Below are 26,254 nucleotides of genomic sequence, written 5' to 3' on the forward strand. Positions count from 1 at the left end.
CGCTCCTACAGGGGTCACCGTACCCTCTGTAGGAGCCGCCTCGTGTCGCGATGGGCCGCGCAGCGGCCCCAAAATCCTGAAGAGGTATACATGGCACCCTGGCTGACAGTAGTAGGCATCGGCGAAGACGGCTTCAGTGGCCTGGGCAAACAGGCCCGGCGCGCGCTGCTGGGCGCTGCGCGGGTCTTCGGCAGCCCGCGCCAGCTGGCCTTGCTGCCGCGCTGCGTGCCCGGCGAACGGCTGGGCTGGCCAAGCCCGTTCTCGCTGGCCCCAGTGCTGGCCCTGCGCGGCGAGCCGGTGTGCGTACTGGCCAGCGGCGACCCGATGTTCTTCGGCGTCGGCGCCAGCCTGGCGCGCCAGGTGCCTGCCGCTGAAATGCGCGTGCTGTCGATGCCCTCCTCCTGCGCCCTGGCCGCCGCCCGCCTGGGCTGGCCGTTGCAGGAGGTGCAGGTTGTGTCGCTGGTGGCGCGGCCACTGCCGGCGCTGAATGCCCACCTGCACAGCGGCATGCGCCTGCTGGTGCTGAGCAACGATGGCGACAGCCCGGCGGCAATTGCTGCACTGCTGCGCGAACGTGGCTTCGGGCCAAGCCGCCTGCGGGTTTTCGAGCACCTTGGTGGCCAGGAAGAACGCGAGTTGGCCGGCACCGCGCAGGACTGGCCGCACGCCGATATCGCAGCGCTCAACCTGGTGGCCCTCGAGTGCCTGGCCGCGCCCGATGCCCCACGCCTGCACCGGCTGGCCGGGCTGCCAGACAGCGCATTCCGGCACGACGGCCAGCTGACCAAACGCGATGTCCGCGCCATCACCCTGGCGCGCCTGGCGCCCCAGCCCGGCGAGCTGCTGTGGGACGTGGGCGCGGGCAGCGGCTCGATCGGCATCGAATGGATGCGCGCCCATCCGGCCTGCCGCGCCCTGGCCATCGAGGCCGATGAAGGCCGCCAAGGCTTCATCGAACACAACCGTGACGCACTGGGTGTACCCGGCCTGCAACTGGTCTGCGGCAAGGCGCCTGCGGCACTGCAAGGCCTGGAGCAGCCCGATGCAATCTTCATCGGCGGCGGCGTCACCCGCGAAGGCGTGCTGGACCTGTGCTGGGCCAACCTGCGCCCTGGCGGGCGGCTGGTGGCCAATGCAGTGACCTTGCAAAGCGAACTGGCCCTGGCGCATTTCCGCGAACAGCACGGTGGTGAGCTGACCCGCATCCATGTCGCCCATGCCCAGCCCCTGGGCGCGTTCGACACCTGGCGCCAGGCGCTGCCGATCACCCTGCTGGAAGTGGTGAAACCCGTCGATGCGTGAAGAAACCCGTGAACAGCCCGCGCCCCTGCGCAGCGGCCTGACCACCGGCAGCTGCGCCACCGCCACCAGCCTGGCAGCCGCGCGCTTGCTGCTGAACGGCGAAAGCAGCGACGCGGTCAGCATTACCCTGCCCAAGGGCAAGGTGGTGCAGATGCGCCTGGAATTCTGCCGCCTGATTGGCGAGCGTGCCGAAGCCGGCACCCTCAAGGATGCTGGCGACGACCCGGACGTGACCCACGGCGCCCTGCTCTACAGCCAGGTACGCCTGCTGGGCGAACCGGGTATCCGCTTTGTCGCCGGCACCGGCGTCGGCACCGTGACCCGCCCGGGGCTGGTGCTGGCGGTGGGTGAGCCGGCCATCAACCCGGTGCCACGGCGCATGATCACTGAACACCTGCAACGCCTGGCCGACGAGTGCGGCTACCTCGGTGGTTTCGAGGTCACGGTCAATGTGCAGGGCGGCGATCAACTCGCCCTCAAGACCATGAACCCGCGCCTGGGCATCCTCGGCGGGCTGTCGATCCTCGGCACCAGCGGCATCGTGCGGCCGTTCTCCTGTGCGGCCTACATCGCCTCGATCCACCAGGGCATCGACGTGGCCCACACCAACGGCTACACGCACATCGCCGCCTGCACCGGCAACGCCAGTGAAGACACCATGCGCCGGGTCTACAGCCTGCCGGAAATCGCCCTGATCGAAATGGGCGATTTCGTCGGCGCAGTGCTCAAGCACCTGCGCAAGGTGCCGGTGCCACGCCTGACCCTGTGTGGTGGCTTCGGCAAGATCAGCAAACTGGCCGCCGGGCACATGGACCTGCACAGCCGCCATTCCAGCATCGACCTGCCGCAACTGGCCGGTTGGGCTGCTGACATTGGCGCTGACGAAACCCTGCAGGCGGCCATCATCGGCGCCAACACCAGCCAGCAAGCACTGGCACTGGCCCATGCGGCCGGCATTGCCCTGGGTGACGCGGTGTGTGCCCACGCCCTGGCCTTCGCCCGCAGCGTCGTGCCGGCGCAGGTGCAAGTGGAAGTGTTCGCCATCGACCGCCAGGGCGGCATCGTCGGCCGGGCTGGTGTGCAATGACTGCGCGCATCCTGCTGTTGGGCGGTGTCACTGAAGCCCTCGCCATCGCCCGCCGCCTGGGCCCACAGCATGTCTATAGCCTGGCCGGTATCGGCCGCGTGCCGCAGGACCTGCAATGCCAGGTACGGGTAGGGGGCTTTGGCGGCGCCGAGGGCCTGGCCAGCTACCTGCGCGAAGCAGGCATCACCCTGCTGATCGATGCCACCCATCCCTATGCCGCGCAGATCAGCCGCAATGCGGCCAGTGCTGCACTCACCGCTGGTATACCGTGCTGGGCCTTGCGCCGCCCGGCCTGGCAGGCGCAAGCGGGGGATGATTGGCGCGAAGTCGAGGACTGGGCGGGGCTGATCGAAGCACTCAAACCGTTTCGCAGACCGCTGTTTACGTTGGGGCGTGAGCCCCTGCAGCATCTGGACGAAATTCCACCGGAGCAGTTCTGGACGCTGCGTGCACTGGAAGCGTGCCTTGGCAACGAGCGCTGCGAAGTGATTGGCGCGCGAGGGCCATTCCATATTGTGGATGAACGGGCGTTGTTCCAGCGCCGCACTATCGATGTGCTGATCAGCAAGAACAGCGGCAGTGTGGCGACCGAGCCGAAGCTCGAGGTGGCGCGGGAGCTTGGTGTGCCGGTGCTGATCCTCAAGCGCCCGGCGTTGCCGGCTGTTGACCGCGCATTCGAATCGCAGGCTGACATGGCAGCAGCACTCGACCTGCATCAACACCTCTCGCAAGCACGCTAGAGGTCCCTGTGGGAGCGGGCAAGCCCGCGAACACCGGCGAAGCCGGTGCCATACATCGAGTCGTCTTCTTCGCGGGCACGCCCGCTCCCACAGAAGACCGTGCCAGCCTTAAAACCTGTATGTGACCGTTACCCTACAGCCCTTTCGGATTTTTCTTTCAGCCCCGCACGTGGCTCTGGGTTGTCCTGCTGCCGTAAACTCAACGCCCCTCCCCCGGAAGGTTTCACCCATATGGAAATGCAATGGTGGATCTGGCTGGTCTTCGGCATCGCGCTGATCCTGCTCGAACTGGTCCTGCCGACGTTCTTCATCCTCTGGTTCGGCATCGGTGCCGTGCTGGTCTCGCTCATCTCGCTCGCCGCCCCCAGCCTGCAACTGGACATGCAGGTGCTGCTGTGGGTACTGCTGTCGTCTGTCACCACCGCGCTGTGGTTCAAGGTATTCCGGCGCAAGCAGCCAGATGTGCGCTGGACTGCCGACAGCGTGATCGGCGAGGTGGGCTTGCTGACCGCTGGCGTTTCGGAGTTTCAGAAAGGCCGCGTGCGTTTCCAGAAGCCGATCCTTGGCAGCGAAGAATGGACCTGCGTCGCCGACAGCCAGATCGCAGCCGGCGAACGCGTACGCCTTACCGCCATTGAGGGCAACACTGCCCGCGTCATCCGGGCCTGAACCCGCACTAAAAGGAATTTCGCATCATGACCAGCCTTATCGTCGTCGCCGCCATCGCCCTGTTCGTCCTGATCACCGTGTTCAAGGGGGTACGTATCGTGCCCCAAGGCGAGGAATGGATCGTCGAGCGCCTGGGCCGCTACCACAGCACCCTCAAGCCCGGCCTGAACATCCTCATCCCGTACATGGATGTGGTCGCCTATCGCCTGCCGACCAAGGACATCATCCTCGATGTGCAGCAGCAGGAAATTATCACCCGGGACAACGCCGTGATCGTCGCCAACGCCCTGTGCTTCGCCAAGGTGGTCGACCCGCAGAAAGCCTCCTATGGCGTGCAGAACTTCTCGTTCGCCGTCACCAGCCTGACCATGACTTCGCTGCGCGCCATCGTCGGTGCCATGGACCTGGACGAAGCGCTGTCCAGCCGCGAGCAGATCAAGGCACGCCTGCGCGAAGCGATGTCTGAGCAGACCGAAGACTGGGGCGTGACCGTGCGCTCGGTGGAAATCCAGGACATCAAGCCTTCGGAAAACATGCAACTGGCCATGGAGCGCCAGGCGGCGGCCGAGCGTGAGCGCAAGGCCGATGTAACCCGCGCCGAAGGTGCCAAGCAGGCCGCGATCCTTGAAGCGGAAGCACGCCTGCAGGCGGCCAGGCTGGATGCCGAAGCACAGATCAGCCTGGCCGAGGCCTCGGCGCGGGCGATTTCGCTGGTCAAGGAAGCGGTGGGCAACGAGACCGTGCCGGCGATGTATTTGCTGGGTGAACGTTATGTCGGGGCCATGGAGAACCTGGCGAGCAGCAACAACGCCAAGGTGGTGGTGCTGCCGGCGGACCTGCAGGAAACCGTCCGGGGCCTGATGGGCCGTAACAAGGCTTGAGATTGATTTCACCCTCTTCGCGGGCACGCCCGCTCCCACAGGTACCCCACAGCTCTCAAGGTTGTTGGTAATCCTGTGGGAGCGGGCGTGCCCGCGAAGCAGGCGACACCGGTTCAACTGCCTGCCTGCGTCACTTCACCGCACCCCGCCATTTTTACCTATACTCCGCCTTACAATACCTACCACGATTCCTGACCGGATCTCTCCATGCCCCCACGTCGGCACATTGCCTGGATAGCCTGCCTTGCAGTGCTGTTCAACCTGCTGGCCATGCCGCTGGCCTCTGCCGTGCCCAAGGGCCCGGCCGAGCAGCTGCTGTGGGGGGCTTTCTGTTCCAGCATGGCCAACAAGGCCAAGGTCGACGTCCAGGCCCTGGCCAAGATCGACCTCGGCCCGCAAAGCGACGACAGCGCCAGCATGATGAATTGCTGGTGCTGCTCGGGCGCTGCGCCGCTGCTGGCCCTGCCCGGCTACCCGCCGCAGCTGCACAACCCGCCAACACTGGTTGCCGGCCTGCTGCCGCCCCCCGCCGACTACCAACCCACGCCGCGCCAGCTCTGGCCTGCGTTAAACCCCCGTGCCTCTCCGCTGGCCTGAGTTCATCACGCTGTTTGCCTGAACCTGAACAGAACGGAGATTCACCATGCTCAAGCACGCCCTCGTCATGGCCGCCCTGCTGCTGCCCGGCGCCTTTGCCAATGCCCACGAATACAGCGTGGGCGACCTGCACATCGCCCACCCATGGTCGCTGCAGCTACCCCCCAACGCCCCCAATGTCGCCGCGTATTTCGTGGTGCACAACAATGGCCAGGCCGATGACCGCCTGCTGAGCGTCGACAGCCCCATCAGCGATGACGCGCAACTGCACGAGCATGCGATGAGCGCCAGCGGTGCCATGAAGATGCAGCAAGTACCCAGCGTGGTAGTGCCTGCCGGCAAGGACCTGACCTTCGCCCCCAGCGCCTACCATGTGATGCTGATGCAGCCCAAGGACCGCAGCCTGCTCAGCGACGGCAAGCGCTTCCCGTTGACCCTGCATTTCGAAAAGGCCGGCGACGTCACCGTCGAAGTGGCCGTGCAGAAGCAGGCGCCAGCGGACCAGCCGCAAGCCCACGAACACGCGCACTGACACCTGCTGACAGGCACTCGCCATGAGCCTGCCGCGCAACAGCATCAGCCGTACCACCCGCCCTGACCGCAGGCGCGCCGGTGGCGGATGGCTGAGCCTGTTCGCCATGTGGATGATCTTCATCGGCCCACTGATTTCCCAGTCGATGCCGATGGACCACCACGCTGGCATGAGCATGCCGATGGACATGCCGATGGCGGCTGCCCATCAGCATGGCGGCGACACCCATCACGGCCACGGCGGCGACGGCCAGCTGCACGTGATGTGGGAAAAATGCGGTTACTGCAGCCTGTTGTTCAACTGCCCGGCCCTGCCCCAGGCCCTCAGCCCGCTCAGCGCCGGCAGCGTCGTCCCCACCACCCACCTGCTTGCGCCAACGCACCAGGGCCATGCCCGGCAGGCTGTATTCCCCGGTGCGCGCAGCCGCGCCCCACCATCCTCGATCAGCGTCTGAACCCACATTTTGCGCACGGAGCCAGGAGGCTTCGCGCTAACTCATGACTGATCGACTGGAATCATTATGTCCGGCTGCACCCCTGTTTTTGCCTTGTCCCTGCGTGGGGCCCTCGCCGCCGTGTGCGGCTCGCTGCTTGCGCCCGTGGCCCTGGCCGCCGACCCTGGCCATGAAGGCCATGCGCACGACGCACCCGAGCTGAGCCCGACGGTGATCACCGCCGTGGCCCCGAGTTCGCCACTGACCGTGGTCACCAACCCGAAAGACCCGCGCCAGCCAGTACCGGCCAGCGACGGCGCCGACTACCTGAAGACCATCCCTGGGTTTTCGGCGATCCGTGCCGGCGGCACCAACGGCGACCCGGTGTTGCGCGGCATGTTCGGCTCGCGCCTGAACATCCTCACCAATGGCGGCCTGATGCTGGGCGCCTGCCCCAACCGCATGGACGCGCCCACGTCCTATATTTCGCCGGAAACCTACGACCGCCTGACCGTGATCAAAGGCCCGCAAAGCGTGATCTGGGGCCCGGGCGGCTCGGCAGGCACCATTCTCTTCGAGCGTGAACCCGAAAAGTTCGGCACCCTCGGCAGCCGGGTAAACGCCAGCCTGCTGGCCGGCTCCAATGGCCGCTTCGACAAGGTGCTGGATGCCGCCGCCGGTAACAGCCAGGCCTACGCCCGCTTCGTCGGCAACCAGTCGCGCTCGGATGACTACCACGACGGCAACAACGACACCGTGCCGTCGCGCTGGGAAAAATGGAACGGCGATGTCGCCCTCGGCTGGACACCCGACCAGGACACCCTGCTGGAGCTGACGGCCGGCAAGGGCGATGGCGAGGCCCGCTATGCCGGGCGCGGCATGGACGGCTCGCAGTTCAAGCGTGAAAGCCTGGGCCTGCGCTTTGAAAAGTCCAACCTTGGCGAGGTGCTCGACAAGGTCGAGGCGCAGGTCTACTACAACTACGCCGACCATGTGATGGACAACTACAGCCTGCGTACCCCATCGGGCAGCGGCATGATGGGCATGCCGATGGTCAGCAACGTCGACCGTCGCACCTTGGGCGCACGCATCAAGGCCACCTGGCGCTGGGCCGATGTGCAGCTGATCAGTGGCATCGACGCGCAAACCAACGAACATCGCCAACGTGGCGGCATGGGCGTAGACGCGCACAAGGGCCAGGCCTGGACCAAGGACGCCGACTTCCACAACTACGGCGCCTTCAGCGAACTGACCTGGTACGTCAGCGGTGAGGACCGTTTGATTACCGGTGCCCGCCTGGACCGCGCCTCGGCCCGCGACTTCCGTAAAGGCAGCGCCACCGAAGGCGATACCCGCGCCGACACCCTGCCCAGCGGTTTCATACGCTACGAGCACGACCTGGCAGCCATCCCGGCCACCACCTATATCGGCCTCGGCCATGCCCAGCGTTTCCCCGATTACTGGGAGCTGTTCTCGCCCAAGCTGGCACCGCCCGGTGCAGCAAATGCCTTCGACGGCATCAAGCCAGAGAAGACCACCCAACTCGACTTCGGCATCCAGTACCGCACCGAGCGCCTGGAAGCCTGGGCTTCGGGCTATGTCGGGCAAATCCGCGACTACATCCTGTTCGACTACCGCACCGGCATGATGGGCATGAGCACCTCGCAGGCACAGAACATCGACGCCCGCATCATGGGCGGCGAACTGGGGGCCGCCTACCAGCTGACCGAAAACTGGAAGGCCGACGGTACGCTGGCCTACGCTTGGGGCAAGAACAGCAGTGATGGCAAAGCGCTACCGCAAATGCCACCCCTGGAAAGCCGCCTCGGCCTGACCTACAGCCGCGATGTATGGAGCGTCGGTGCACTGTGGCGGCTGGTGGCGGCGCAAAACCGCATTGCCGAGAACCAGGGCAACGTGGTCGGCAAGGACTACGACAAGAGCGCCGGCTTCGGCGTGTTCTCCCTGAACGGCGCCTACAAGGTGAACAAAAACCTCAAGCTCAGCGCGGGGGTCGACAACCTGTTCGACAAAACCTACGCCGAGCACTTGAACCTGGCCGGGAACGCCGGGTTCGGCTACCCGGCTACCGATCCACAGCCGGTCAACGAGCCAGGCAGGACCTTCTGGACCAAGGTCGACTTCAGCTTCTGACAACAACCACGGGCGCTGCTTCGGTTGCGCCCCTCTGCTGGTCAAACAGGAGGTTCCCATGAGAGGAACACGCAGCAATTTCTATAACCTGGCCTGGCGTTGGCACTTTTATGCGGGGCTGTTCGTGGCCCCGTTCATGATCCTGTTGGCGATCACTGGGATCATCTACCTGTTCAAGCCGCAGCTCGACCCGCTGCTGTACCGCGACCTGATGGTGGTCGAAGCCGGCCACCACCGACAGGGCGCCGATGCGATGCTGGCCGAAGTGCGCCAGGCTTACCCCAAGGGCCACGTCGGCCAGTACCTGCCGCCAATCAACGCCGAGCGCAGTGCGCAGTTCGTGGTGCATGAAGGCGGGCGCGAACTGAACGTGTTCGTCGACCCGTACAGCGGCAAGGTGCTCGGTGAGCAGGACGGCAAGCAGAACCTGCAAGCCATCGCCCGCGCCCTGCATGGCGAGCTGATGGTCGGCACGGTCGGTGACCGCCTGGTGGAGCTGGCCGCAGGCTGGGGCATCGTGCTGGTGGTGTCGGGCCTGTACCTGTGGTGGCCACGCGGGCGCAATGGCGCTGGCGTGCTATGGCCACGGCTGTCGGCACGCGGCCGGCTGCTTTGGCGCGACCTGCACGCGGTCACCGGCTTCTGGGGTTCGGCCCTGCTGTTGCTGATGCTGCTCAGCGGCATGACCTGGACCGGCCTGTGGGGCAAGCAGTACGCCGATTTGTGGAACCGTTTCCCGGCAGCCATGTGGAACGACGTGCCCAAGTCGGACCAGCAGGCAGGTGAGCTGAACAACGCGCACCGCCAGACCGTGCCCTGGGCGATGGAAAACACGCCGATGCCGCAGTCTGGCGCACACGCCGAACACGCCGGGCACCACATGATGTCGGACATGCCTGCGGCGCCCCAGGTGAGCGTGCAGCAGGTCGAAGACATCGCCACCTCCCGCCAGGTCGAGCCGGGCTACAGCATTACCCTGCCGACCACGGCAGACGGTGTGTTCACCATTGCCGTGTTCGCCGACGACCCACGCAACGACGCCACCCTGCATGTCGACCAGTACACCGGCAAGGTCCTGGCCGATGTGCGCTGGCAGGACTACAGCCCGGTCGCCCGCGCCACCGAGCTGGGGGTGATGCTGCACGAAGGCAAGATGTTCGGGGCGTTCAACCAGATCATCATCCTGGTGGTGTGCCTGATGATTCTGCTGGGTTCGGTGAGCGGGCTGGTGATGTGGTGGAAGCGCCGGCCTGAAGGCGGGTTGGGCGTGCCACCGCTGCGTCATGGCCTGCCGCGCTGGAAGGCGGCGGTGGGGGTGATGCTGGTGCTGGGGCTGATATTCCCGTTGGTGGGCGTATCGATGGTGGTGATGTGGGTGGTGGACAGCCTGGTGGTGCGCCGCCGCCGGGAGCTGGCCAGCGCCTGAGCCCTGCATAACCTGCACTGGCCTCTTCGCGGGCTTGCCCGCTCCCACAGGATCTCTGCCGCCCTCAGGCGTGGCGCGATACCTGTGGGAGCGGGCATGCCCGCGAAGAGGCCAGTGCAGGTGTCGAGCTTTTCCTACTGAAGCACAGCTGCCATCTGAAAATCGTGTCGATCTGTCGCGATCTCGAATTGGAACGCCCGTGTTAGCCTAGCCGGCGACTTTCAAGGGAATGCAGCTTATGACCGCAATTTCACCAAAACCACAAGAAGAGCAGCACCTGCAACGCAACCTGACCAACCGCCACATCCAGCTGATCGCCATCGGCGGCGCGATCGGTACCGGCCTGTTCATGGGCTCGGGCAAGACCATCAGCCTGGCTGGCCCGTCGATCATCTTCGTCTACATGATCATCGGCTTCATGTTGTTTTTCGTCATGCGCGCCATGGGCGAACTGCTGCTGTCGAACCTGAACTACAAATCGTTCATCGACTTCTCGGCCGACCTGCTCGGCCCCTGGGCCGGTTACTTCACCGGCTGGACCTACTGGTTCTGCTGGGTGGTCACCGGTATCGCCGACGTGGTCGCCATCGCCGCCTACACGCAGTTCTGGTTCCCCGACCTGCCACAGTGGATACCGGCGCTGACCTGCGTAGGGCTGCTGCTGTCGCTGAATCTGGTGACGGTAAAAATGTTCGGCGAGATGGAGTTCTGGTTCGCCCTGGTCAAGATCATCGCCATCCTCGGCCTGGTCGCTACCGGCCTTTACATGGTCATCACCGGCTTCACCTCGCCCAGCGGGCGCACTGCACAGCTGGCCAACCTGTGGAATGACGGCGGCATGTTCCCCCATGGGCTGATGGGTTTCTTCGCCGGTTTCCAGATCGCCGTGTTCGCCTTTGTCGGTATCGAGCTGGTGGGCACCACCGCCGCCGAAGCGAAAAACCCGGAGCGCACCCTGCCGCGGGCGATCAACTCGATCCCGATCCGCATCATCGTGTTCTATGTGCTGGCGCTGATCGCGATCATGGCCGTGACGCCTTGGCGCGACGTAGTACCGGGCAAGAGCCCGTTCGTTGAATTGTTCGTGCTGGCTGGCCTGCCAGCAGCGGCCAGTATTATCAACTTTGTGGTGCTGACCTCGGCGGCCTCATCGGCCAACAGCGGCGTGTTCTCCACCAGCCGCATGCTCTTCGGCCTGAGCCAGGAGGGTGATGCACCCAAGGCGTTCGAGAAGCTTTCGAGCCGCTCGGTGCCGGCCAACGGCCTGTACTTCTCCTGCACCTGCCTGCTGCTCGGTGCAGTGCTGATCTACCTGGTGCCGAACGTGGTCGAGGCGTTCACGTTGGTGACTACCGTTTCGGCGGTGCTGTTCATGTTCGTGTGGACGCTGATTTTGCTGTCGTACCTGAAGTACCGCAAACACCGCGCGGCACTGCACCAGGCGTCGAAGTACAAGATGCCGGGCGGGCGCTTCATGTGCTACGTGTGTTTGACGTTCTTCGCCTTCATTCTGGTGTTGCTGAGTCTGGAGGCAGATACCCGCTCGGCGTTGGTGGTAACGCCGATCTGGTTCGTGCTGCTGGCGGTGACCTATCAGTTTGTACGCAGCAGGCGCCATCCGCGTTCGGCTGTGCGTAACGGCTGATGGCCTTGGGGCTGCTTTGCAGCCCATCGCGACGCAAGGCCGCTCCTACAAGGGATCGCATTTTCCTGTAGGAGCGGCCTTGTGTCGCGATGGGCCGCACAGCGGCCCCAATCCTGTGCACATCAATGTCCCAGGCACCAACCTGGACCTCGCAAACGCCCCAACACCTCGCACACCCCCTCTATTACGCGCCTTTCGCCACTAGGCACACCCCTTGCAACGCCCCTCCCCGCTTGCCCAACACTCTAAAAAACTCAGCGGAGAGAGCACATGAAGCGTCGCAGTCTGATCAAGGCTTTTACCCTCAGCGCATCGATTGCGGCGATGGGCCTGAGCTGGAGCATCCAGGCCGCCGAGACCATCAAGGTTGGCATCCTGCATTCGCTGTCTGGGACCATGGCCATTTCCGAGACCTCGCTCAAGGACATGGCGCTGATGACCATCGACGAGATCAACGCCAAGGGCGGCGTGAACGGCAAGATGCTCGAACCGGTGGTGGTCGACCCGGCGTCCAACTGGCCGCTGTTCGCTGAAAAGAGCCGCCAGCTGCTGACCCAGGACAAGGTCGCGGTGGTGTTCGGCTGCTGGACCTCGGTGTCGCGCAAGTCGGTGCTGCCAGTGTTCGAAGAGCTCAACGGCCTGTTGTTCTACCCGGTGCAGTACGAGGGCGAAGAGATGTCGCCGAACGTGTTCTACACCGGCGCCGCCCCAAACCAGCAGGCCATTCCTGCCGTGGAATACCTGATGAGCGAAGACGGCGGCAGCGCCAAGCGCTTCTTCCTGCTGGGCACCGACTACGTCTACCCCCGCACCACCAACAAGATCCTGCGGGCCTTCCTGCACAGCAAAGGCGTGGCCGACAAGGACATCGAAGAGGTGTACACGCCGTTCGGCCACGCCGATTACCAGACCATCGTTGCCAACATCAAGAAGTTCTCCGCCGGCGGCAAGACGGCGGTGATTTCCACGGTCAACGGCGACTCCAACGTGCCGTTCTACAAAGAACTGGCCAACCAGGGCCTGAAGGCCACCGACGTACCGGTGGTGGCGTTCTCGGTAGGCGAAGAAGAACTGCGCGGCATCGACACCAAACCGCTGGTGGGTCACCTGGCCGCGTGGAACTACTTCGAGTCGGTGGATAACCCGGTCAACCAGAAGTTCGTCGCCGACTGGAAGGCCTACGCCAAGGCCAAGGGCCTGCCAGGCGCTGACAAGGCGGTGACCAACGACCCGATGGAAGCCACCTACGTGGGCATCCACATGTGGGCGCAGGCCGCCGAGAAGGCCAAGTCCACCGATGTCGACAAAGTGCGTGAAGCACTGGCCGGGCAGAGTTTCAAGGCGCCGTCGGGCTTCACCCTGACCATGGACAAGACCAACCACCACCTGCACAAGCCGGTGATGATCGGCGAAATCCAGGATGACGGGCAGTTCAGTGTGGTGTGGGAAACCGAGCAGCCGCTGCGTGCGCAGCCTTGGAGCCCGTTCATTCCAGGGAATGACAAGCGACCTGACTACGCAGTGAAAGGTAACTGAGTGCACTGGGGCCGCCATGCGGCCCAATCGCGAGCAAGCTCGCTCCTACAAATGCACTGCCCTCCCTGTAGGAGCGAGCTTGCTCGCGATGAATCCACCGCCGATTTCCAGGATTGCTCGCATGCTCAGACTGCTGCTCACCTTGTTGCTCCTGCTGCCCCTGGCAACCCAGGCCAGCGAGGGCGAATTCTTTATCACCGCCAAGCCCGCCGAGCAGGCTCGCCTGCTCGAAAGCTGGGCGGCGCAACCCGATGCCGCGCGCCTGTCGCTGCTGGACAACCTGCGCCAGGGCCGAATCGCCACCGACGACACCCGCAAGGTGCGCCTGAACAACCGCCTGCGCGGCCTGATCGACAACGCCCTGGCCAGCCACCAGTTGCTCAGCGACAACAGCGAAACGCGCCTTGCCGCCGCCCAGCAACTGCAAAAAAGCGCACAACCCGCGCAAATGGCCTTCCTCGACCGGCGCTTCGCCAGCGAGCCGGATGCCGCCGTGCACGCCGCCATCGGCCTGGCCCTGGCCAACCTGCAACTGGGCGCCAGCGAGCCTGCTGTGCGCCTGGCCGCCGTGCGCCTGCTGGGCGAAACCGGTGACCCGGTGGCTCGCACCCGTCTAGAAGCGCTGCTGCAACCCGACGCTGAAGCCGACCCGGGGGTGCGCACCGCTGCCGAAACCAGCCTGGCCCAGGTCAAGCGCAAGCTGCTGGTCGGCGAACTGCTCGGCCAGGCGTTCAGCGGCCTGTCGCTGGGCTCGATCCTGCTGCTGGCGGCGCTCGGCCTTGCCATCACCTTCGGCCTGCTCGGGGTGATCAACATGGCCCACGGCGAGATGCTGATGCTCGGCGCCTACAGCACCTACATGGTCCAGGTGCTGGTGCAACGCTACGCCCCAAGCGCCATCGAGTTCTACCCGCTGATTGCCCTGCCGGTGGCCTTCGCTGTCAGTGCCGGCGTGGGCATGGCGCTGGAGCGCACGGTCATCCGTCACCTCTACGGCCGCCCATTGGAAACCCTGCTGGCCACCTGGGGCATCAGCCTGATCCTGATTCAGGCCATCCGCCTGCTGTTCGGCGCGCAAAACGTCGAGGTCAGCAACCCCGCGTGGCTGTCGGGCGGTATCCAATTGCTGCCCAACCTGGTGCTGCCGTACAACCGCCTGGTCATCATCGGCTTCGCCCTGGCCGTGGTGCTGCTCACCTGGCTGCTGCTCAACCGCACGCGGCTGGGCCTGAACGTGCGCGCGGTCACCCAGAACCGCAACATGGCCGCCTGCTGCGGCGTGTCCACCGGGCGCGTCGACATGCTCGCCTTCGGCCTGGGCTCTGGCATCGCCGGGCTCGGTGGCGTGGCCCTGAGCCAGGTCGGCAACGTCGGCCCGGACCTGGGCCAGAGCTACATCATCGACTCGTTCCTGGTGGTGGTGCTGGGCGGTGTCGGGCAACTGGCAGGTAGCCTCTGGGCCGCGTTCGGCCTTGGTATCGCCAACAAGCTGCTGGAGCCGCAGATCGGTGCCGTGCTCGGCAAGATCCTCATCCTTGCGTTGATCATTCTGTTCATCCAGAAGCGCCCGCAAGGCCTGTTCGCCCTCAAGGGACGGGTAATCGACTGATGAACCAGCCACTGCTTGTCACCGCTACGCAAAAGGCCGGGCCGCGCCTGACCCTGGCCATCGGCGCCCTCGTCGTGCTGCTGTTGCTGGCCCTGCCGCTGTTGTCGCTGCTGCCAGCGGATCACGCGCTGCAGGTGTCGGCCTACACCCTGACCCTGGTCGGCAAGATCCTCTGCTACGCCATCGTCGCCTTGGCCCTGGACCTGGTCTGGGGCTATGCCGGCCTGCTGTCGCTGGGGCACGGCCTGTTCTTCGCCCTGGGCGGCTACGCCATGGGCATGTACCTGATGCGCCAGGCGGCCGGTGACGGCCTGCCGGGGTTCATGACCTTCCTGTCATGGACCGAGCTGCCGTGGTACTGGGCCGGTACCCAGCATTTTGCCTGGGCCCTGTGCCTGGTGGTGCTGGCGCCCGGGCTGCTGGCACTGGTGTTCGGCTGGTTCGCCTTTCGTTCGCGGATCAAGGGCGTGTACTTCTCGATCATGACCCAGGCCCTGACCTTCGCTGGCATGTTGCTGTTCTTCCGCAACGAAACCGGCTTTGGCGGCAACAACGGTTTCACCAGCTTCCGCACCATCCTCGGCTTCGACATTGCCGCCCAAGGCACCCGCGCGGTGCTGTTCCTGCTCACCGTCGGCCTGCTGCTGGCCAGCCTGTACCTGTGCTGGCGCCTGACCCGCAGCAAGTTCGGCCGCCTGCTAACCGCCGTGCGCGACGCCGAGAACCGCCTGATGTTCTGCGGCTACGACCCACGCGGCTTCAAGCTGCTGGTGTGGGTGCTCAGCGCCGTGCTGTGCGGCCTGGCGGGCGCGCTGTATGTGCCGCAGGTGGGCATCATCAACCCCAGCGAAATGTCGCCGACCAACTCCATCGAAGCCGCCGTGTGGGTAGCCCTGGGCGGGCGCGGCACGCTGATCGGCCCGCTGCTCGGCGCCGGCCTGGTCAATGGCATGAAAAGCTGGTTCACCGTGGCGTTCCCGGAGTTCTGGCTGTTCTTCCTTGGCGCGCTGTTCATCCTTGTCACCCTGTACCTGCCCAAGGGCGTGGTCGGCCTGTTGAAGAAAAGGAGCCAGCCATGAGAGGCGTGCCCCCGGTACACCCTGAGTTCATGCTCGAACCTGTGTTCGACACCCTCGGCAGTGGTCGCGAAGCGATCGGCCTGGGCCAAAGCCGCAAGGCCGGCCTCGACACCCGCCACGGCACGGTGCTGAGCCTGGAGGACATCAGCGTCAGCTTCGATGGCTTCAAAGCACTCAACGCGCTCAACCTGTACATCGGCGTGGGCGAACTGCGCTGCATCATCGGCCCCAACGGCGCCGGCAAGACCACGATGATGGACGTGATCACCGGCAAGACCCGCCCTGACACCGGCAGCGCCTACTTTGGCGACACCCTCGACCTGACCCGCATGAGCGAATACCAGATCGCTCAGGCCGGCATTGGCCGCAAGTTCCAGAAGCCCACGGTGTTCGAGGCGCTGACGGTGTTCGAGAACCTGGAGCTGGCGCTGAAGACCGACAAGTCGGTGTGGGCCAGCCTGGCCGCGCGCCTGGGTGGCGAGCAGCGCCAGCGCATCGAAGAAGTGCTGACCACCTTGCGCCTGCTGCCCCTGGCCCAGCGCCAGGCCGGCTTGCTGTCGCACGGGCAGAAGCAGTTTCTGGAGATTGGCATGCTGCTGGTGCAGGAGCCGCAGTTGCTGCTGCTGGATGAGCCGGTGGCCGGCATGACCGATGCCGAGACCGAGTTTACCGCCGAGCTGTTCAAGGGCCTGGCTGGCAAGCATTCGCTGATGGTGGTGGAGCATGACATGGGCTTTGTCGGCAGCATTGCCGACCATGTGACCGTGCTGCACCAGGGCAGCGTGCTGGCAGAAGGGTCGCTGGAGCAGGTGCAGGCGGATGAGCGGGTGGTCGAGGTGTATCTGGGCCGATGATTCAGGCAGCCTGCACCGGCCCTTTCGCGGGACAAGCCCGCTCCCACAGGGAAATCATCCATTCAAAAACTGTGGTGAACCTGTGGGAGCGGGCTTGCCCCGCGAAAGGGCCGGTGCAGCCACAACAAAAACACCAAGGATATGACATGCTGAAAATCGACACCCTGCACCAGTACTACGGCGGCAGCCACATCCTGCGCGGCCTGTCCTTCGAAGCCAAGGTCGGCGAAGTCACCTGCCTGCTGGGCCGCAATGGCGTGGGCAAGACCACCCTGCTGCGCTGCCTGATGGGCCTGGTACCCGCCCGTGACGGCAGCATCGAATGGGAGGGCAAGCCGATCACCAGCCTCAAACCGCAGCAACGGGTCCAGGCCGGGATCGCCTATGTACCCCAGGGTCGCGAAATTTTCCCGCGCCTTACCGTCGAGGAAAACCTGCTGATGGGCCTGTCACGCTTCCCGGCCCGTGAGGCCCGCGAAGTGCCTGCCTTCATCTACGAACTGTTCCCGGTGCTGGAGCAGATGAAACAGCGCCGTGGCGGCGACCTGTCTGGCGGCCAGCAGCAACAGCTGGCCATCGGCCGCGCCTTGGCCAGCCGCCCACGGCTGCTGATTCTCGACGAGCCGACCGAAGGCATCCAGCCCTCGGTAATCAAGGAAATTGGCGCGGTCATCCGCCGCCTGGCCCAGCGTGGCGACATGGCGATCCTGCTGGTGGAGCAGTTCTACGACTTTGCCGAAGAGCTGGCCGACCAGTACCTGGTCATGGCCCGTGGCGAGATCGTGCAGCATGGCCGCGGCGAAAACATGCAAGCCGAAGGTGTGCGCGGCCTGGTAACCATTTAATCTGCAAGCAACGACCCTGCGAGACGCTGTCATGAGTTACGAAATCCGCGACGCCCTGCCCACCGACGTGCCGGGCATCCTCGACATCTATAACGACGCGGTGCGCAACACCACGGCGATCTGGAACGAAACGCCGGTTGACCTCGGCAACCGTCAAGCATGGTTTGAAGCGCGGGCCCAGCAGGGTTACCCGATCCTGGTGGCGGTGGACGACACGGGCGTGCTCGGTTATGCCTCGTTTGGCGACTGGCGGCCGTTCGAAGGCTTTCGCAACACCGTGGAGCACTCGGTGTATATCCGCGGCGACCAGCGTGGCAAAGGGCTGGGGCCGGTGTTGATGGCAGCGCTGGTCGAGCGTGCGCGCGGTTGTGGCAAGCATGTGATGGTGGCAGCCATCGAGAGTGGCAATGCGGCGTCGGTGCGCCTGCATGAGCGGCTGGGCTTCGTGGTGACCGGGCAGATGCCGCAGGTGGGGGTGAAGTTTGGCCGCTGGCTGGACCTGACCTTCATGCAGCTGGTGCTGAACCCCGAGGCCGAACCGACCTGAAATTGATGTCGGCTGTGCTGGCCTCTTCGCAGGTAAACCCGCTCCCACAGGTACCTCACATCTCTTGGGCAATGTGGGATCTCTGTGGGAGCGGGTTTACCCGCGAAGAGGCCGGGCCTGCAAACCTTACATCTGGGTAAACCTGCCCAGCCGCTGGCGCAGCATGCTGTTCTCGCTGCGCAACTGCTGCACTTCCTGCAACAGCTCCAGCGCCAGCGCCACCCCTTCCCACTCCAGTTCCAGCTCCTGGTGCAGCTTCGCCGCGCGCTTGGCCACCAACGGCGCCTGATCGTCGAACAACCAGTCCTCAGGCGTTCGCCCGGAGGGTTCGACAATGCCGTGCTCGACGATCTCGATCACGCAGTCGGCCGTGACATCGGCTTCCTGACACAAGGTACGCATGTCCAATTGAACGATCAGGGTGCTGCTCATGATCACTTACTCCATTGTGTCCTCGGGTTGAACGCCGCTTTCTCGGAAAGCTTGGTCCACAGTTCGCGGGCAGCCTCGTCGGAGGTCGGCGGCATGACCACTTTCAGTTGCGCATAAAGGTTGCCGCGCTCACCGCTCTTGTTCGCCAGGCCCTTGCCCGGTACGCGCAGGCGCTGGCCGCTCTGGCTGTCGGGGCGGATGGTCAGGTTGATCTTGCCTTCCAAGGTCGGCACGGCCACCTTGGTGCCCAGGGCAGCCTCCCACGGTGCCAGCGGCACAGTGATGATCAGGTCATGTCCTTCGACATCGAACAGCGGGTGCGGTGCCATGCGGATGGTCAGGAACAGGTCGCCATTGGCCCCACCACCGCTGCCCGGCGCGCCCTGCCCTTTCAGGCGGATACGCTCGCCGTCGGTTACACCGGCCGGAATCTTCACGTTCAGGGTCTTGGTAGTGAAGCCGGTGCGTTGGCCCAAGGCATTGGTTTGCGGCACCTGGAAGCTGATCTGCTTGGACTCCTTGCTCAGGGTCTCTTCAAGGAACACCGCCAGTTCAAGCTCCACATCCTGCCCTCGCCTGCCGGCACTGCGTTGCTGCTGCCGGGCGCCACCGAAGGGGTTGCCACCCCGCCCACCGAAGACCGAACTGAAGAAGTCGGAGAAGTCGCCGCTCTCGAAGCCGCCGCCACCGCCGCGGCTCTCCCAGCCCGGTGGTGCCTGGAACGGCCGGCCATGCTGGCCGCCATACTTGCGAATTTCGTCGAACTCGGCACGTTTCTGCGCGTCGCCCAGCACTTCGTAGGCCTCGTTGGCCTCCTTGAACTTGTCCTCGGCGTCGCGCTCCTTGCTGACATCGGGGTGATACTTGCGCGCAAGCTTGCGGTACGCGGCCTTGATTGCCTTGTCGTCCGCCGTGGGCTCTACGCCGAGTATCTTGTAATAGTCTTTGAAGTCCATCTGTGGATCACCAATGTGAATGTGCGTGTTGCAACAGAAGATAGGGGTCAAGCATAGCCTTTCAAGACCGCCTTGGGTTTGCGCCATGGCAGACGACTGGTCTTGATTCTGTAGCCAAGTGGCATAAACTGCGCGGCCGTTTTCCCTCCGGAAGCTGATTTCCCATGTCTGACGTATCCCCGGCCCGCGCCCTGGGCATCGACTTTGGCACCTCCAACTCCACGGTCGGCTGGCACCGCCCTGGCGTGGAGTCGCTGATTGCCCTGGAAGACGGCAAGATCACCTTGCCCTCGGTGGTGTTCTTCAATATCGAAGAGCGGCGCCCGGTGTATGGCCGCCTGGCACTGCACGAATACCTGGAAGGCTACGAAGGCCGCCTGATGCGCTCGTTGAAGAGCCTGCTGGGCTCCAAGCTGATCAAGCACGATACCAGCGTCCTTGGCAGTGCCCTGCCGTTCAAGGACCTGCTGGGCATGTTCATCGGCGAGCTGAAAAAGCGCGCCGAGGCTGCCGCTGGCCGTGAATTCGACCAGGTGGTGCTGGGCCGCCCGGTGTTCTTCGTCGACGAAGACCCGGCTGCCGACCAGGAAGCCGAGGACACCCTGGCCGACGTGGCGCGCAAGATCGGCTTCAAGGATGTTTCGTTCCAGTACGAGCCGATTGCCGCGGCCTTCGACTACGAGTCGGGCATCAGCCGTGAAGAGCTGGTGCTGATCGTCGACATCGGCGGTGGTACTTCAGACTTCACGTTGATCCGCCTGTCGCCCGAGCGCCACCTGATCGCCGAACGCCAAAGCGACATTCTCGCGACCGGCGGCGTGCACATCGGCGGTACCGACTTCGACAAGCAGCTGAGCCTGCAGGGCGTGATGCCGCTGTTCGGCTATGGCAGCCGCATGAAGAGCGGGGCGCTGATGCCCACCAGCTACCACCTCAACCTGGCCACCTGGCACACCATCAACGCCCTGTACTCGCAGAAGTCGCAGCTGGCGCTGGGCAGCATGCGCTATGACATCGAGGACAGTTTCGGCATCGACCGCCTGTTCAAGCTGATCGAGCAGCGCGCCGGGCACTGGCTGGCGATGGAGGTGGAGGCCAGCAAGATCGAGCTGACCGAGCAGGACAGCCGCCACATCGACCTGCGCCGCGTCGAGCCCGAGCTGACTGCACAACTGACCCGTGCGCTGTTCGAAGAGGCGATCGAAGGTTTGCTGGAGCGCGTGCGCGGCAGCGTGAACGAGCTGCTGGCCAAGGCTGGCGTGAGCGAAAGCCAGGTTGACACAGTGTTCTTCACGGGCGGTTCCAGCGGCATTCCGGCGCTGCGCAACAGTGTGTCGGCGATGTTGCCGAATGCGCGGCATGTGGAAGGCAACATCTTTGGCAGCATTGGTAGCGGGTTGGCCATCGAAGCCCGCAAGCGTTACGGCGCTGCCTGATTCATCTCTATGGCCTGGACTGGCCTCTTCGCGGGTAAACCCGCTCCCACAGGGATCGCACAGTACTTGAGACTTGTGCAGTACCTGTGGGAGCGGGTTTACCCGCGAAGAGGCCGGTACAGGCTAATAGAGAATCAGACCAACTCTTCCCGCTTAAGCTCACTCTTCAGGTAGGCATAGTAGATCGGCCCCGCCACCACGCCGGGCAGCCCGAATGCCGCCTCGAACACCAGCATCGCCAACAGCAGTTCCCATGCCTTGGCGCTAATCTGCCCGCCAACAATCCGCGCGTTGAGGAAGTACTCGACCTTGTGGATGACGATCAGGTAGCCCAGCGCCGCCGCCGCCACCCAGATCGACAGCGACAGGCCGACGATGGTGATCAGGGTGTTGGACATCAGGTTGCCGATCACCGGCAGCAAGCCGAGCAGGAAGGTCAGCACGATCAGCGTCTTGGTCAGCGGCAGGTGCACGCCGAACAGCGGCATCACCACCGCCAGGAAGATGCCGGTAAAGGCCGTATTGAGCAGCGAGATCTTGATCTGCGCGAACACGATGTTGCGAAACGCCTTCACCAGCAGGTTCAGGCGCTCGAACAGTGCTGCCGCCAGGGGCTTGCGCCGGGAAACATCGGGGATACGCTGCAAGGCGATGATCGCGCCGAGGATCATGCCGATCAGCAGCGTCACGAACATGTGCGCCATGCCCTTGCCCACCAGTTGTAAGTCGCTCAGGTGGCTCTTGATCCAGTCACCGATGGCCACCTTGAATTCAGCGGCACTGGCGGGCAGGTAGCCTTCGATGAAGGGCGGCAGTTGACCGCGGGCACGCTCGACCAGGGCCATGAACTTGTCCAGCGAGGCGCCGGGGTTTTCCGCCTCGTGCAACAAAAAGCTGAAGGCACCGGCAATCAACAGCGTCAAGGTAATGACCACCAGCGTACCGAGCAGCGCCACGGCCAGCCAGCGCGCGCGTTGGCCAGCCAGCAGGGGTTGCAGGCGCGGGGTCAGCATGTTGACCAGTTCGAACACCAGCAGGCCGGCCAGCAGGCTGGGCAACAACTTCAGGGGCAAAGCCAGCAGCAGGCCGGCCATGACGATGATCAGGCTGGCCAGAGTGATCTGACGGGGGGTAAAGGTCATACAGCCTCGACGGCAGACAGCGGGAGTGCCCGCAGTCTGCCAGCCTTGGCGGCGCAGGCATAGGCGCAGGTCATTTCTTCTTCAGGCAGTCGCTCATGTACGCCTTGCGCTCGTCACCCTTCAGGGCCTTGGTGGTGGCGTCGGCGTTGCAGGTTTTCATCTTCTCTTGCTGGGTTTGCGGTACGTCTTTCTTCAGGCAGTTGCTCATGAAGGCCTTGCGCTCATCGCCCTTGAGGGTTTTGGCAGTGGCGTCGGCGTTGCAGGTTTTCATTTTTTCCTGCTGCGCGGTATTGGCCGCGAAGCCTTGGGCGCTGAACAACACCGCCAACGCCAGCAATGGAATTTGCAGCACTTTCATGGAGTGGTCTCCTTGGCTCCGTGCCCGACGCACGGGGGTCGAGCTGAGTGTAGCCAAGAAATTCAGCGCCCCGCCCGTGCCTGCCGGCGGTACTGCTCGGGGGTGCACTGAGCCTGGCGCTGGAACATGGCGATGAACGCCGACGCGCTGCTGTAGCCCAGGTCGAAGGCAATGGCCTGAATCGGCAGGCCGGCCTCCAGCGCTTCGATGGCACGCAGAAAACGCAGGCGCAGGCGCCATTCGCCAAAACTGATGCCCAGTTCGCGCAAAAACTGGCGGGCCAGGGTGCGTTCGCTGACATGCACACGGGCGGCCCAGTCGGCCAGCGGGCGGTTGTCGCCGGGCTCGGCACTGAGGCCGTCGAGTACCTGCCGCAGGCCATCGCTGTGGGCAAACGGCAGGTAGCAGGCTTGGGTGGGCGCCAGCAGCAACTGGTCGAGCAATACCTGCACCAGGCGCTGGTCGCGCTCGTCTTCGGCCACCTTCAGGTCACGCCGGGCGAAGTCGCCAAGGATGGCCTTGAGGATATCGCTGATCATCAGGCTGCAGGGTTGCGGTGGCAGGGCTGCGCACAGGCTGCGGTCGAGATAGATGGAGCGGTAGATGATGGCTTGAGGGTTGTAGCAACCATGCTCGGTATCGGGCGGTACCCAAACGGCGTATTGCGGCGGCGACAGGAAACGCTGGCCGGCCACATCCAGGTGCATCACGCCGTGAGCCGAGTAGTTGAGCTGGCCCCAGGCGTGGCAGTGCACGGCGCTGTGGGTGTCGGCAACGAACTCGTCGTGGCGGAAGTACACCGAGGCCGGCAGTTGGGTGAATTGGGGGATATCGAGGTATTTGCGCGGCATGCTGTCTGCTTTGCGGGGTGGGTTGTCTGGATAGAAGTATAGGCTTATGGACAGACAGTTGATAATGACTGGCACCGGGGCCTGCTGACACACCGAGCCCCTGTAGGAGCAGCCTTGTGCTGCGAAGAGGCCGGCACTGCCATGAAAGATCTTTCGCCCACACAGGCCCTTTCGCAGCACAAGGCTGCTCCTACAGGGACCGCGCAATCAGTACGACTCGCCCCAAAACCGCCATACCGAGTACCTGCTACATGAATTACCTGTTCCCCCTCACCGCCATCCTCATCTGGGCCGGCAACACTGTGGTCACCAAGATGTCCGCCGGTGCCATCCACCCTGCCGAGATCGGCTTCTACCGCTGGCTGCTGGCCGGGTTGCTGTTCACCCCATTCCTGCTGCCCGCCGTATGGCGCAACCGCGCAGCCATTCGCCCACAACTGGGCAAAGTGTTCGTGCTGGGCGTGCTGGGCATGGCGATGTACCAGAGCCTGGCCTACTTCGCCGCCGGCATCACCAGCGCCACCAACATGGGCATCATCCTCTCTCTGATGCCGCTGATGTCGCTGGCGCTGTCCATCGCCTGGCTGGGCCAGCGCCTGAGCTACGGCGCCCTGCTGGGCGCGGTGGTGTCATTTTTCGGCGTGCTGGAAGTGGTCAGTGCCGGGCACCCCGCCAGCCTGCTGGAACAGGGCCTGAACGGCGGCGACCTGTTGATGCTGGTGGCCACCCTGGCCTACGCGCTGTACAGCTTCCTGCTGAAGAAATGGCAGTTGCGCCTGCCACCCTTGCAGTTGCTCTACTTGCAGGTGCTGGTGGCAATCCTGGTGCTGCTGCCGCTGTTCCTTCTGTCGGACAAGACCGGCCTGAACAGCCATAACATCGGCCTGGTGCTGTACGCCTGCGTGCTGGCCTCGATGATCGCGCCACTGCTGTGGATGCAGGCCGTGCATCGGCTGGGGCCAAGCCGCACCACGCTGTTCTTCAACCTGCTGCCATTGATCACCGCACTGATCGCCGCCGTGGTGCTCGACGAGCAACTGGCGCGCTATCACCTGGTCGGGGGCCTGCTGACCCTGGCAGGGGTAGTGCTGGCCGAGCGCTGGACCACGCCGATACGCCGCTGAAGCCCTGGAACTAAAGCCCGGCAGCCTTGAGCCGGGCTGCATGTTCGGTGAACAGCCGCACCGGCTCGGCGCCCTTGCCCACGGCGCCGAGCGACTGGTTGACGATATCCAGGTGATCGAGCGGATAGTCGTCGCCGATCACCTGCCCCAGGTGCGAACTGAAACGCCCGACCATGCCGTCGCAATGGCCCTTTTCCTTGACGAAGCCGCGCGCAAACAACCGGCAGAAGCGGTTGCTGCCGTCAAAACGGTTGCGCCCCTGGTCAGTCAGGCCGGGCTGCAAGGTGCCGGACCACGAGTAATAGCGCACGCCATCGACCTCATAGGCCCCTTCTCCGCCCCAGGTCTGCGGCAGCCCCTGTGGATACGCCTGGTTGAACAGCGCCACCCCGTCTGTGGTCAGCGATTGGTGCGAGGCGTGCACATCGACCGGCAGCGGGTCGCGGCGCCAGCCGGTTTCCAGCCACACCAGCAACACGGCAAAACCATGCAGCACGGCCTTGAGGATGCGCCCCTGGGGTGAATCGCCAGGGGCCGTGCGCTCAAGGTGGTCGGCCAGTTCCGAGCCGTGGTTGGGGCCAGCCACCGAGGTGACCGAAGCCACCCGCCCAGGCCGCTTGGCCGCTGCGTAACGTGCGCTCAGGGCGCCCTGGCTGTGGCCGATGAGGTTGACCTTGTCGGCGCCGGTGCGCTGGCAGATATCTTCGATGATCGCCAGCAACTGCTCGCCGCGCACCTCGCTGGAATGCAGCGGCGAAACCTGCACCGGGAACACCTGCGCCCCGCCCTTGCGCAGGGCCGGCACGATGCCGAACCAGTAGGGGTAGAGCACTATCCGGACAAACCCGAGCATGCCCGGCACCAGCACCAACGGGTATCGCGTGGCCAATTCCTGCTGCATTGCCCCAGCCCCTTTCCGTGGACGACGGCCAACACTACAGCGCCAATCATGACCATCGCAATCGAACTCCCGGCGCGCGCTGTGGTTCCAAACCACACAGACCCTTTGCAAGGAGCGGGACCATGTACAAGCAGACCCTGGCAATCCTTCTGGCAAGCGCCACCCTGGCCGCCTGCGGCAGCCGCCCGGAAAACCCGGTGGACTATGTCACCTACCGCGACGAACCGCTGGTCAAGCAGGTGGAGCACGGCATGACCATGCAGAAGGTCATCGCCATCGGCGGCAGCCCGTCGAACGTGATCGACCTGCCGCACGGGGGTACCTGCAACGACTACATCCTCAACCGCGACAGCAAGCAACAGCCCTACTACGTGCGCTTCGATGCCACCGGCCACGTCGATGCCAAAGGATTCAAGACCTGTAAACAACGCCAAGAGGACAGCGACGCCGTCCCCGGCGCGTGAGCCTGCGTCCCCACCCTGACCCTGATATGCATGGAGATAAACATGAGCAATGTTGAACTGACCGATGTGAAAACCCTGCGCGAACGTGCCCGCCAGCATGTGGAGCAAGGCGCGGTGACCGAGGGTTACCACGCCGACCGTCAGGAAATCCTGCGCCTGCTGAATGAATCGCTGGCCACTGAGCTGGTATGCGTGCTGCGCTACAAGCGCCACTACTTCATGGCCAGTGGCATCAAGGCCAGCGCGGCTGCCGAGGAGTTTCTGGAGCACGCAAACCAGGAAGCCGAACATGCCGACAAGCTGGCCGAGCGCATCGTGCAGCTGGGCGGCGAGCCGGATTTCAACCCCGACAACCTGACCAAGAATTCCCACGCCCAGTATGTGGCGGGGAATTCGTTGAAAGAGATGGTGCTGGAAGATTTGGTGGCAGAGCGGATCGCCATTGATAGCTACCGCGAGATCATTCAGTACATCGGCGACAAGGACCCGACCACCCGGCGCATCTTTGAGGACATCCTGGCCCAGGAAGAAGAGCACGCGGACGACATGTCCGACCTGCTGCAAGGGCTGTAATCGCAAGGGGCTGCTTTGCAGCCCATTCGCGGCACAAGGCCGCTCCTACAGGGGAAAGCGATCCCTTGTAGGAGCGGCCTT

At 64.3% G+C, this 26,254-nt stretch carries 27 protein-coding genes; 21 read left to right on the forward strand and 6 right to left on the reverse strand.

Translation table 11 applies throughout. The features are described 5' to 3' along the window. Nucleotides 1-90 precede the first annotated feature (90 nt). From cbiE to ABI582_RS11710, 17 genes are all read left to right on the forward strand, one after another. Nucleotides 91-1,302 (forward strand): precorrin-6y C5,15-methyltransferase (decarboxylating) subunit CbiE, encoded by a 1,212-nt coding sequence (gene cbiE / locus ABI582_RS11630; protein ID WP_442119244.1) that lies wholly within the window; start codon nucleotides 91-93, stop codon nucleotides 1,300-1,302. Then, nucleotides 1,295-2,389 (forward strand): cobalt-precorrin-5B (C(1))-methyltransferase, encoded by a 1,095-nt coding sequence (locus ABI582_RS11635; RefSeq protein WP_442119245.1) that lies wholly within the window; start codon nucleotides 1,295-1,297, stop codon nucleotides 2,387-2,389. Before cbiE ends, ABI582_RS11635 begins: the two co-directional genes overlap by 8 nt. Then, on the forward strand, nucleotides 2,386-3,129 hold the full coding sequence (locus ABI582_RS11640) for a cobalt-precorrin-6A reductase (RefSeq protein ID WP_442119246.1): 744 nt from the start codon (nucleotides 2,386-2,388) through the stop codon (nucleotides 3,127-3,129). Before ABI582_RS11635 ends, ABI582_RS11640 begins: the two co-directional genes overlap by 4 nt. Before the next feature lie 231 nt (nucleotides 3,130-3,360). Next, a complete protein-coding gene (locus ABI582_RS11645) occupies nucleotides 3,361-3,798 on the forward strand; it encodes an NfeD family protein (RefSeq protein ID WP_019473767.1) in 438 nt (145 codons plus the stop codon). A 26-nt stretch (nucleotides 3,799-3,824) separates the two neighbouring features. Further along, entirely contained in the window at nucleotides 3,825-4,679 is an 855-nt protein-coding gene (locus ABI582_RS11650; protein WP_016501834.1) for an SPFH domain-containing protein, read from the forward strand. 207 nt (nucleotides 4,680-4,886) lie between these two features. Next, a complete protein-coding gene (locus tag ABI582_RS11655) occupies nucleotides 4,887-5,276 on the forward strand; it encodes a DUF2946 domain-containing protein (protein WP_019473766.1) in 390 nt (129 codons plus the stop codon). A 46-nt stretch (nucleotides 5,277-5,322) separates the two neighbouring features. Then, nucleotides 5,323-5,808, forward strand: a complete 486-nt coding sequence (locus ABI582_RS11660) for a copper chaperone PCu(A)C (protein ID WP_063422750.1) — start codon at nucleotides 5,323-5,325, stop codon at nucleotides 5,806-5,808. A gap of 22 nt (nucleotides 5,809-5,830) precedes the next feature. After that, on the forward strand, nucleotides 5,831-6,262 hold the full coding sequence (locus ABI582_RS11665) for a DUF2946 domain-containing protein (protein ID WP_132844125.1): 432 nt from the start codon (nucleotides 5,831-5,833) through the stop codon (nucleotides 6,260-6,262). A gap of 66 nt (nucleotides 6,263-6,328) precedes the next feature. Then, the gene (locus ABI582_RS11670; protein ID WP_442119247.1) at nucleotides 6,329-8,395 is read left to right on the forward strand and encodes a TonB-dependent copper receptor; all 2,067 of its coding nucleotides are present in this window, start codon (nucleotides 6,329-6,331) and stop codon (nucleotides 8,393-8,395) included. Nucleotides 8,396-8,453: 58 nt separating this feature from the next. Further along, nucleotides 8,454-9,821 carry a PepSY-associated TM helix domain-containing protein gene (locus tag ABI582_RS11675; protein ID WP_442119248.1) on the forward strand — a complete coding sequence of 456 codons (1,368 nt, stop codon included), beginning with the start codon at nucleotides 8,454-8,456 and terminating at the stop codon, nucleotides 9,819-9,821. Between the two features lie 238 nt (nucleotides 9,822-10,059). Next, on the forward strand, nucleotides 10,060-11,466 hold the full coding sequence (gene cycA, locus ABI582_RS11680) for a D-serine/D-alanine/glycine transporter (RefSeq protein ID WP_442119249.1): 1,407 nt from the start codon (nucleotides 10,060-10,062) through the stop codon (nucleotides 11,464-11,466). 270 nt (nucleotides 11,467-11,736) lie between these two features. Further along, nucleotides 11,737-13,002 (forward strand): urea ABC transporter substrate-binding protein, encoded by a 1,266-nt coding sequence (gene urtA, locus ABI582_RS11685; protein WP_016395201.1) that lies wholly within the window; start codon nucleotides 11,737-11,739, stop codon nucleotides 13,000-13,002. Nucleotides 13,003-13,090: 88 nt separating this feature from the next. Then, a complete protein-coding gene (gene urtB, locus ABI582_RS11690) occupies nucleotides 13,091-14,611 on the forward strand; it encodes an urea ABC transporter permease subunit UrtB (protein WP_442119339.1) in 1,521 nt (506 codons plus the stop codon). After that, entirely contained in the window at nucleotides 14,611-15,690 is a 1,080-nt protein-coding gene (urtC, locus tag ABI582_RS11695) for an urea ABC transporter permease subunit UrtC (RefSeq protein ID WP_338745387.1), read from the forward strand. Before urtB ends, urtC begins: the two co-directional genes overlap by 1 nt. After that, nucleotides 15,687-16,544 carry an urea ABC transporter ATP-binding protein UrtD gene (gene urtD, locus ABI582_RS11700; protein WP_442119250.1) on the forward strand — a complete coding sequence of 286 codons (858 nt, stop codon included), beginning with the start codon at nucleotides 15,687-15,689 and terminating at the stop codon, nucleotides 16,542-16,544. The genes urtC and urtD overlap by 4 nt, the downstream gene beginning before the upstream one ends. Before the next feature lie 146 nt (nucleotides 16,545-16,690). After that, nucleotides 16,691-17,389: an urea ABC transporter ATP-binding subunit UrtE gene (gene urtE, locus ABI582_RS11705; protein WP_043200837.1), complete on the forward strand. Its 699-nt coding sequence runs from the start codon at nucleotides 16,691-16,693 to the stop codon at nucleotides 17,387-17,389. Nucleotides 17,390-17,420: 31 nt separating this feature from the next. Next, on the forward strand, nucleotides 17,421-17,936 hold the full coding sequence (locus ABI582_RS11710) for a GNAT family N-acetyltransferase (protein ID WP_442119251.1): 516 nt from the start codon (nucleotides 17,421-17,423) through the stop codon (nucleotides 17,934-17,936). A 126-nt stretch (nucleotides 17,937-18,062) separates the two neighbouring features. Here ABI582_RS11710 and ABI582_RS11715 read toward each other — a convergent pair whose 3' ends face one another. Both ABI582_RS11715 and cbpA read right to left on the reverse strand, forming a co-directional pair. After that, nucleotides 18,063-18,368: a chaperone modulator CbpM gene (locus ABI582_RS11715; RefSeq protein WP_019473593.1), complete on the reverse strand. Its 306-nt coding sequence runs from the start codon at nucleotides 18,366-18,368 to the stop codon at nucleotides 18,063-18,065. A 2-nt stretch (nucleotides 18,369-18,370) separates the two neighbouring features. Further along, nucleotides 18,371-19,324, reverse strand: a complete 954-nt coding sequence (gene cbpA, locus ABI582_RS11720; protein ID WP_442119252.1) for a curved DNA-binding protein — start codon at nucleotides 19,322-19,324, stop codon at nucleotides 18,371-18,373. Nucleotides 19,325-19,488: 164 nt separating this feature from the next. On the opposite strand from cbpA, the gene ABI582_RS11725 reads away from it, so the two are divergent. Further along, nucleotides 19,489-20,760 (forward strand): Hsp70 family protein, encoded by a 1,272-nt coding sequence (locus ABI582_RS11725; protein ID WP_442119253.1) that lies wholly within the window; start codon nucleotides 19,489-19,491, stop codon nucleotides 20,758-20,760. A 134-nt stretch (nucleotides 20,761-20,894) separates the two neighbouring features. Here ABI582_RS11725 and ABI582_RS11730 read toward each other — a convergent pair whose 3' ends face one another. The 3 genes from ABI582_RS11730 to ABI582_RS11740 form a co-directional block, all read right to left on the reverse strand. Beyond that, nucleotides 20,895-21,902: an AI-2E family transporter gene (locus tag ABI582_RS11730; protein ID WP_016501849.1), complete on the reverse strand. Its 1,008-nt coding sequence runs from the start codon at nucleotides 21,900-21,902 to the stop codon at nucleotides 20,895-20,897. A gap of 70 nt (nucleotides 21,903-21,972) precedes the next feature. Continuing rightward, a complete protein-coding gene (locus tag ABI582_RS11735) occupies nucleotides 21,973-22,260 on the reverse strand; it encodes a PsiF family protein (protein ID WP_442119254.1) in 288 nt (95 codons plus the stop codon). A gap of 62 nt (nucleotides 22,261-22,322) precedes the next feature. Beyond that, nucleotides 22,323-23,111 carry an AraC family transcriptional regulator gene (locus ABI582_RS11740; RefSeq protein WP_442119255.1) on the reverse strand — a complete coding sequence of 263 codons (789 nt, stop codon included), beginning with the start codon at nucleotides 23,109-23,111 and terminating at the stop codon, nucleotides 22,323-22,325. Between the two features lie 251 nt (nucleotides 23,112-23,362). Between ABI582_RS11740 and ABI582_RS11745 the strand changes: the two genes are divergently transcribed. Next, on the forward strand, nucleotides 23,363-24,235 hold the full coding sequence (locus ABI582_RS11745) for a DMT family transporter (protein WP_442119256.1): 873 nt from the start codon (nucleotides 23,363-23,365) through the stop codon (nucleotides 24,233-24,235). Between the two features lie 10 nt (nucleotides 24,236-24,245). Here ABI582_RS11745 and ABI582_RS11750 read toward each other — a convergent pair whose 3' ends face one another. Beyond that, the gene (locus ABI582_RS11750) at nucleotides 24,246-25,136 is read right to left on the reverse strand and encodes an alpha/beta fold hydrolase (RefSeq protein ID WP_442119257.1); all 891 of its coding nucleotides are present in this window, start codon (nucleotides 25,134-25,136) and stop codon (nucleotides 24,246-24,248) included. A gap of 122 nt (nucleotides 25,137-25,258) precedes the next feature. On the opposite strand from ABI582_RS11750, the gene osmE reads away from it, so the two are divergent. After that, nucleotides 25,259-25,600 (forward strand): osmotically-inducible lipoprotein OsmE, encoded by a 342-nt coding sequence (gene osmE / locus ABI582_RS11755; protein WP_442119258.1) that lies wholly within the window; start codon nucleotides 25,259-25,261, stop codon nucleotides 25,598-25,600. Between the two features lie 42 nt (nucleotides 25,601-25,642). Then, a complete protein-coding gene (locus ABI582_RS11760; protein ID WP_016501855.1) occupies nucleotides 25,643-26,173 on the forward strand; it encodes a ferritin-like domain-containing protein in 531 nt (176 codons plus the stop codon). Nucleotides 26,174-26,254: the final 81 nt, after the last annotated feature.

Origin of the sequence: Pseudomonas sp. SAS7 (genome assembly GCF_052112345.1) — a bacterium.
GTDB lineage: Bacteria > Pseudomonadota > Gammaproteobacteria > Pseudomonadales > Pseudomonadaceae > Aquipseudomonas > Aquipseudomonas putida_Q.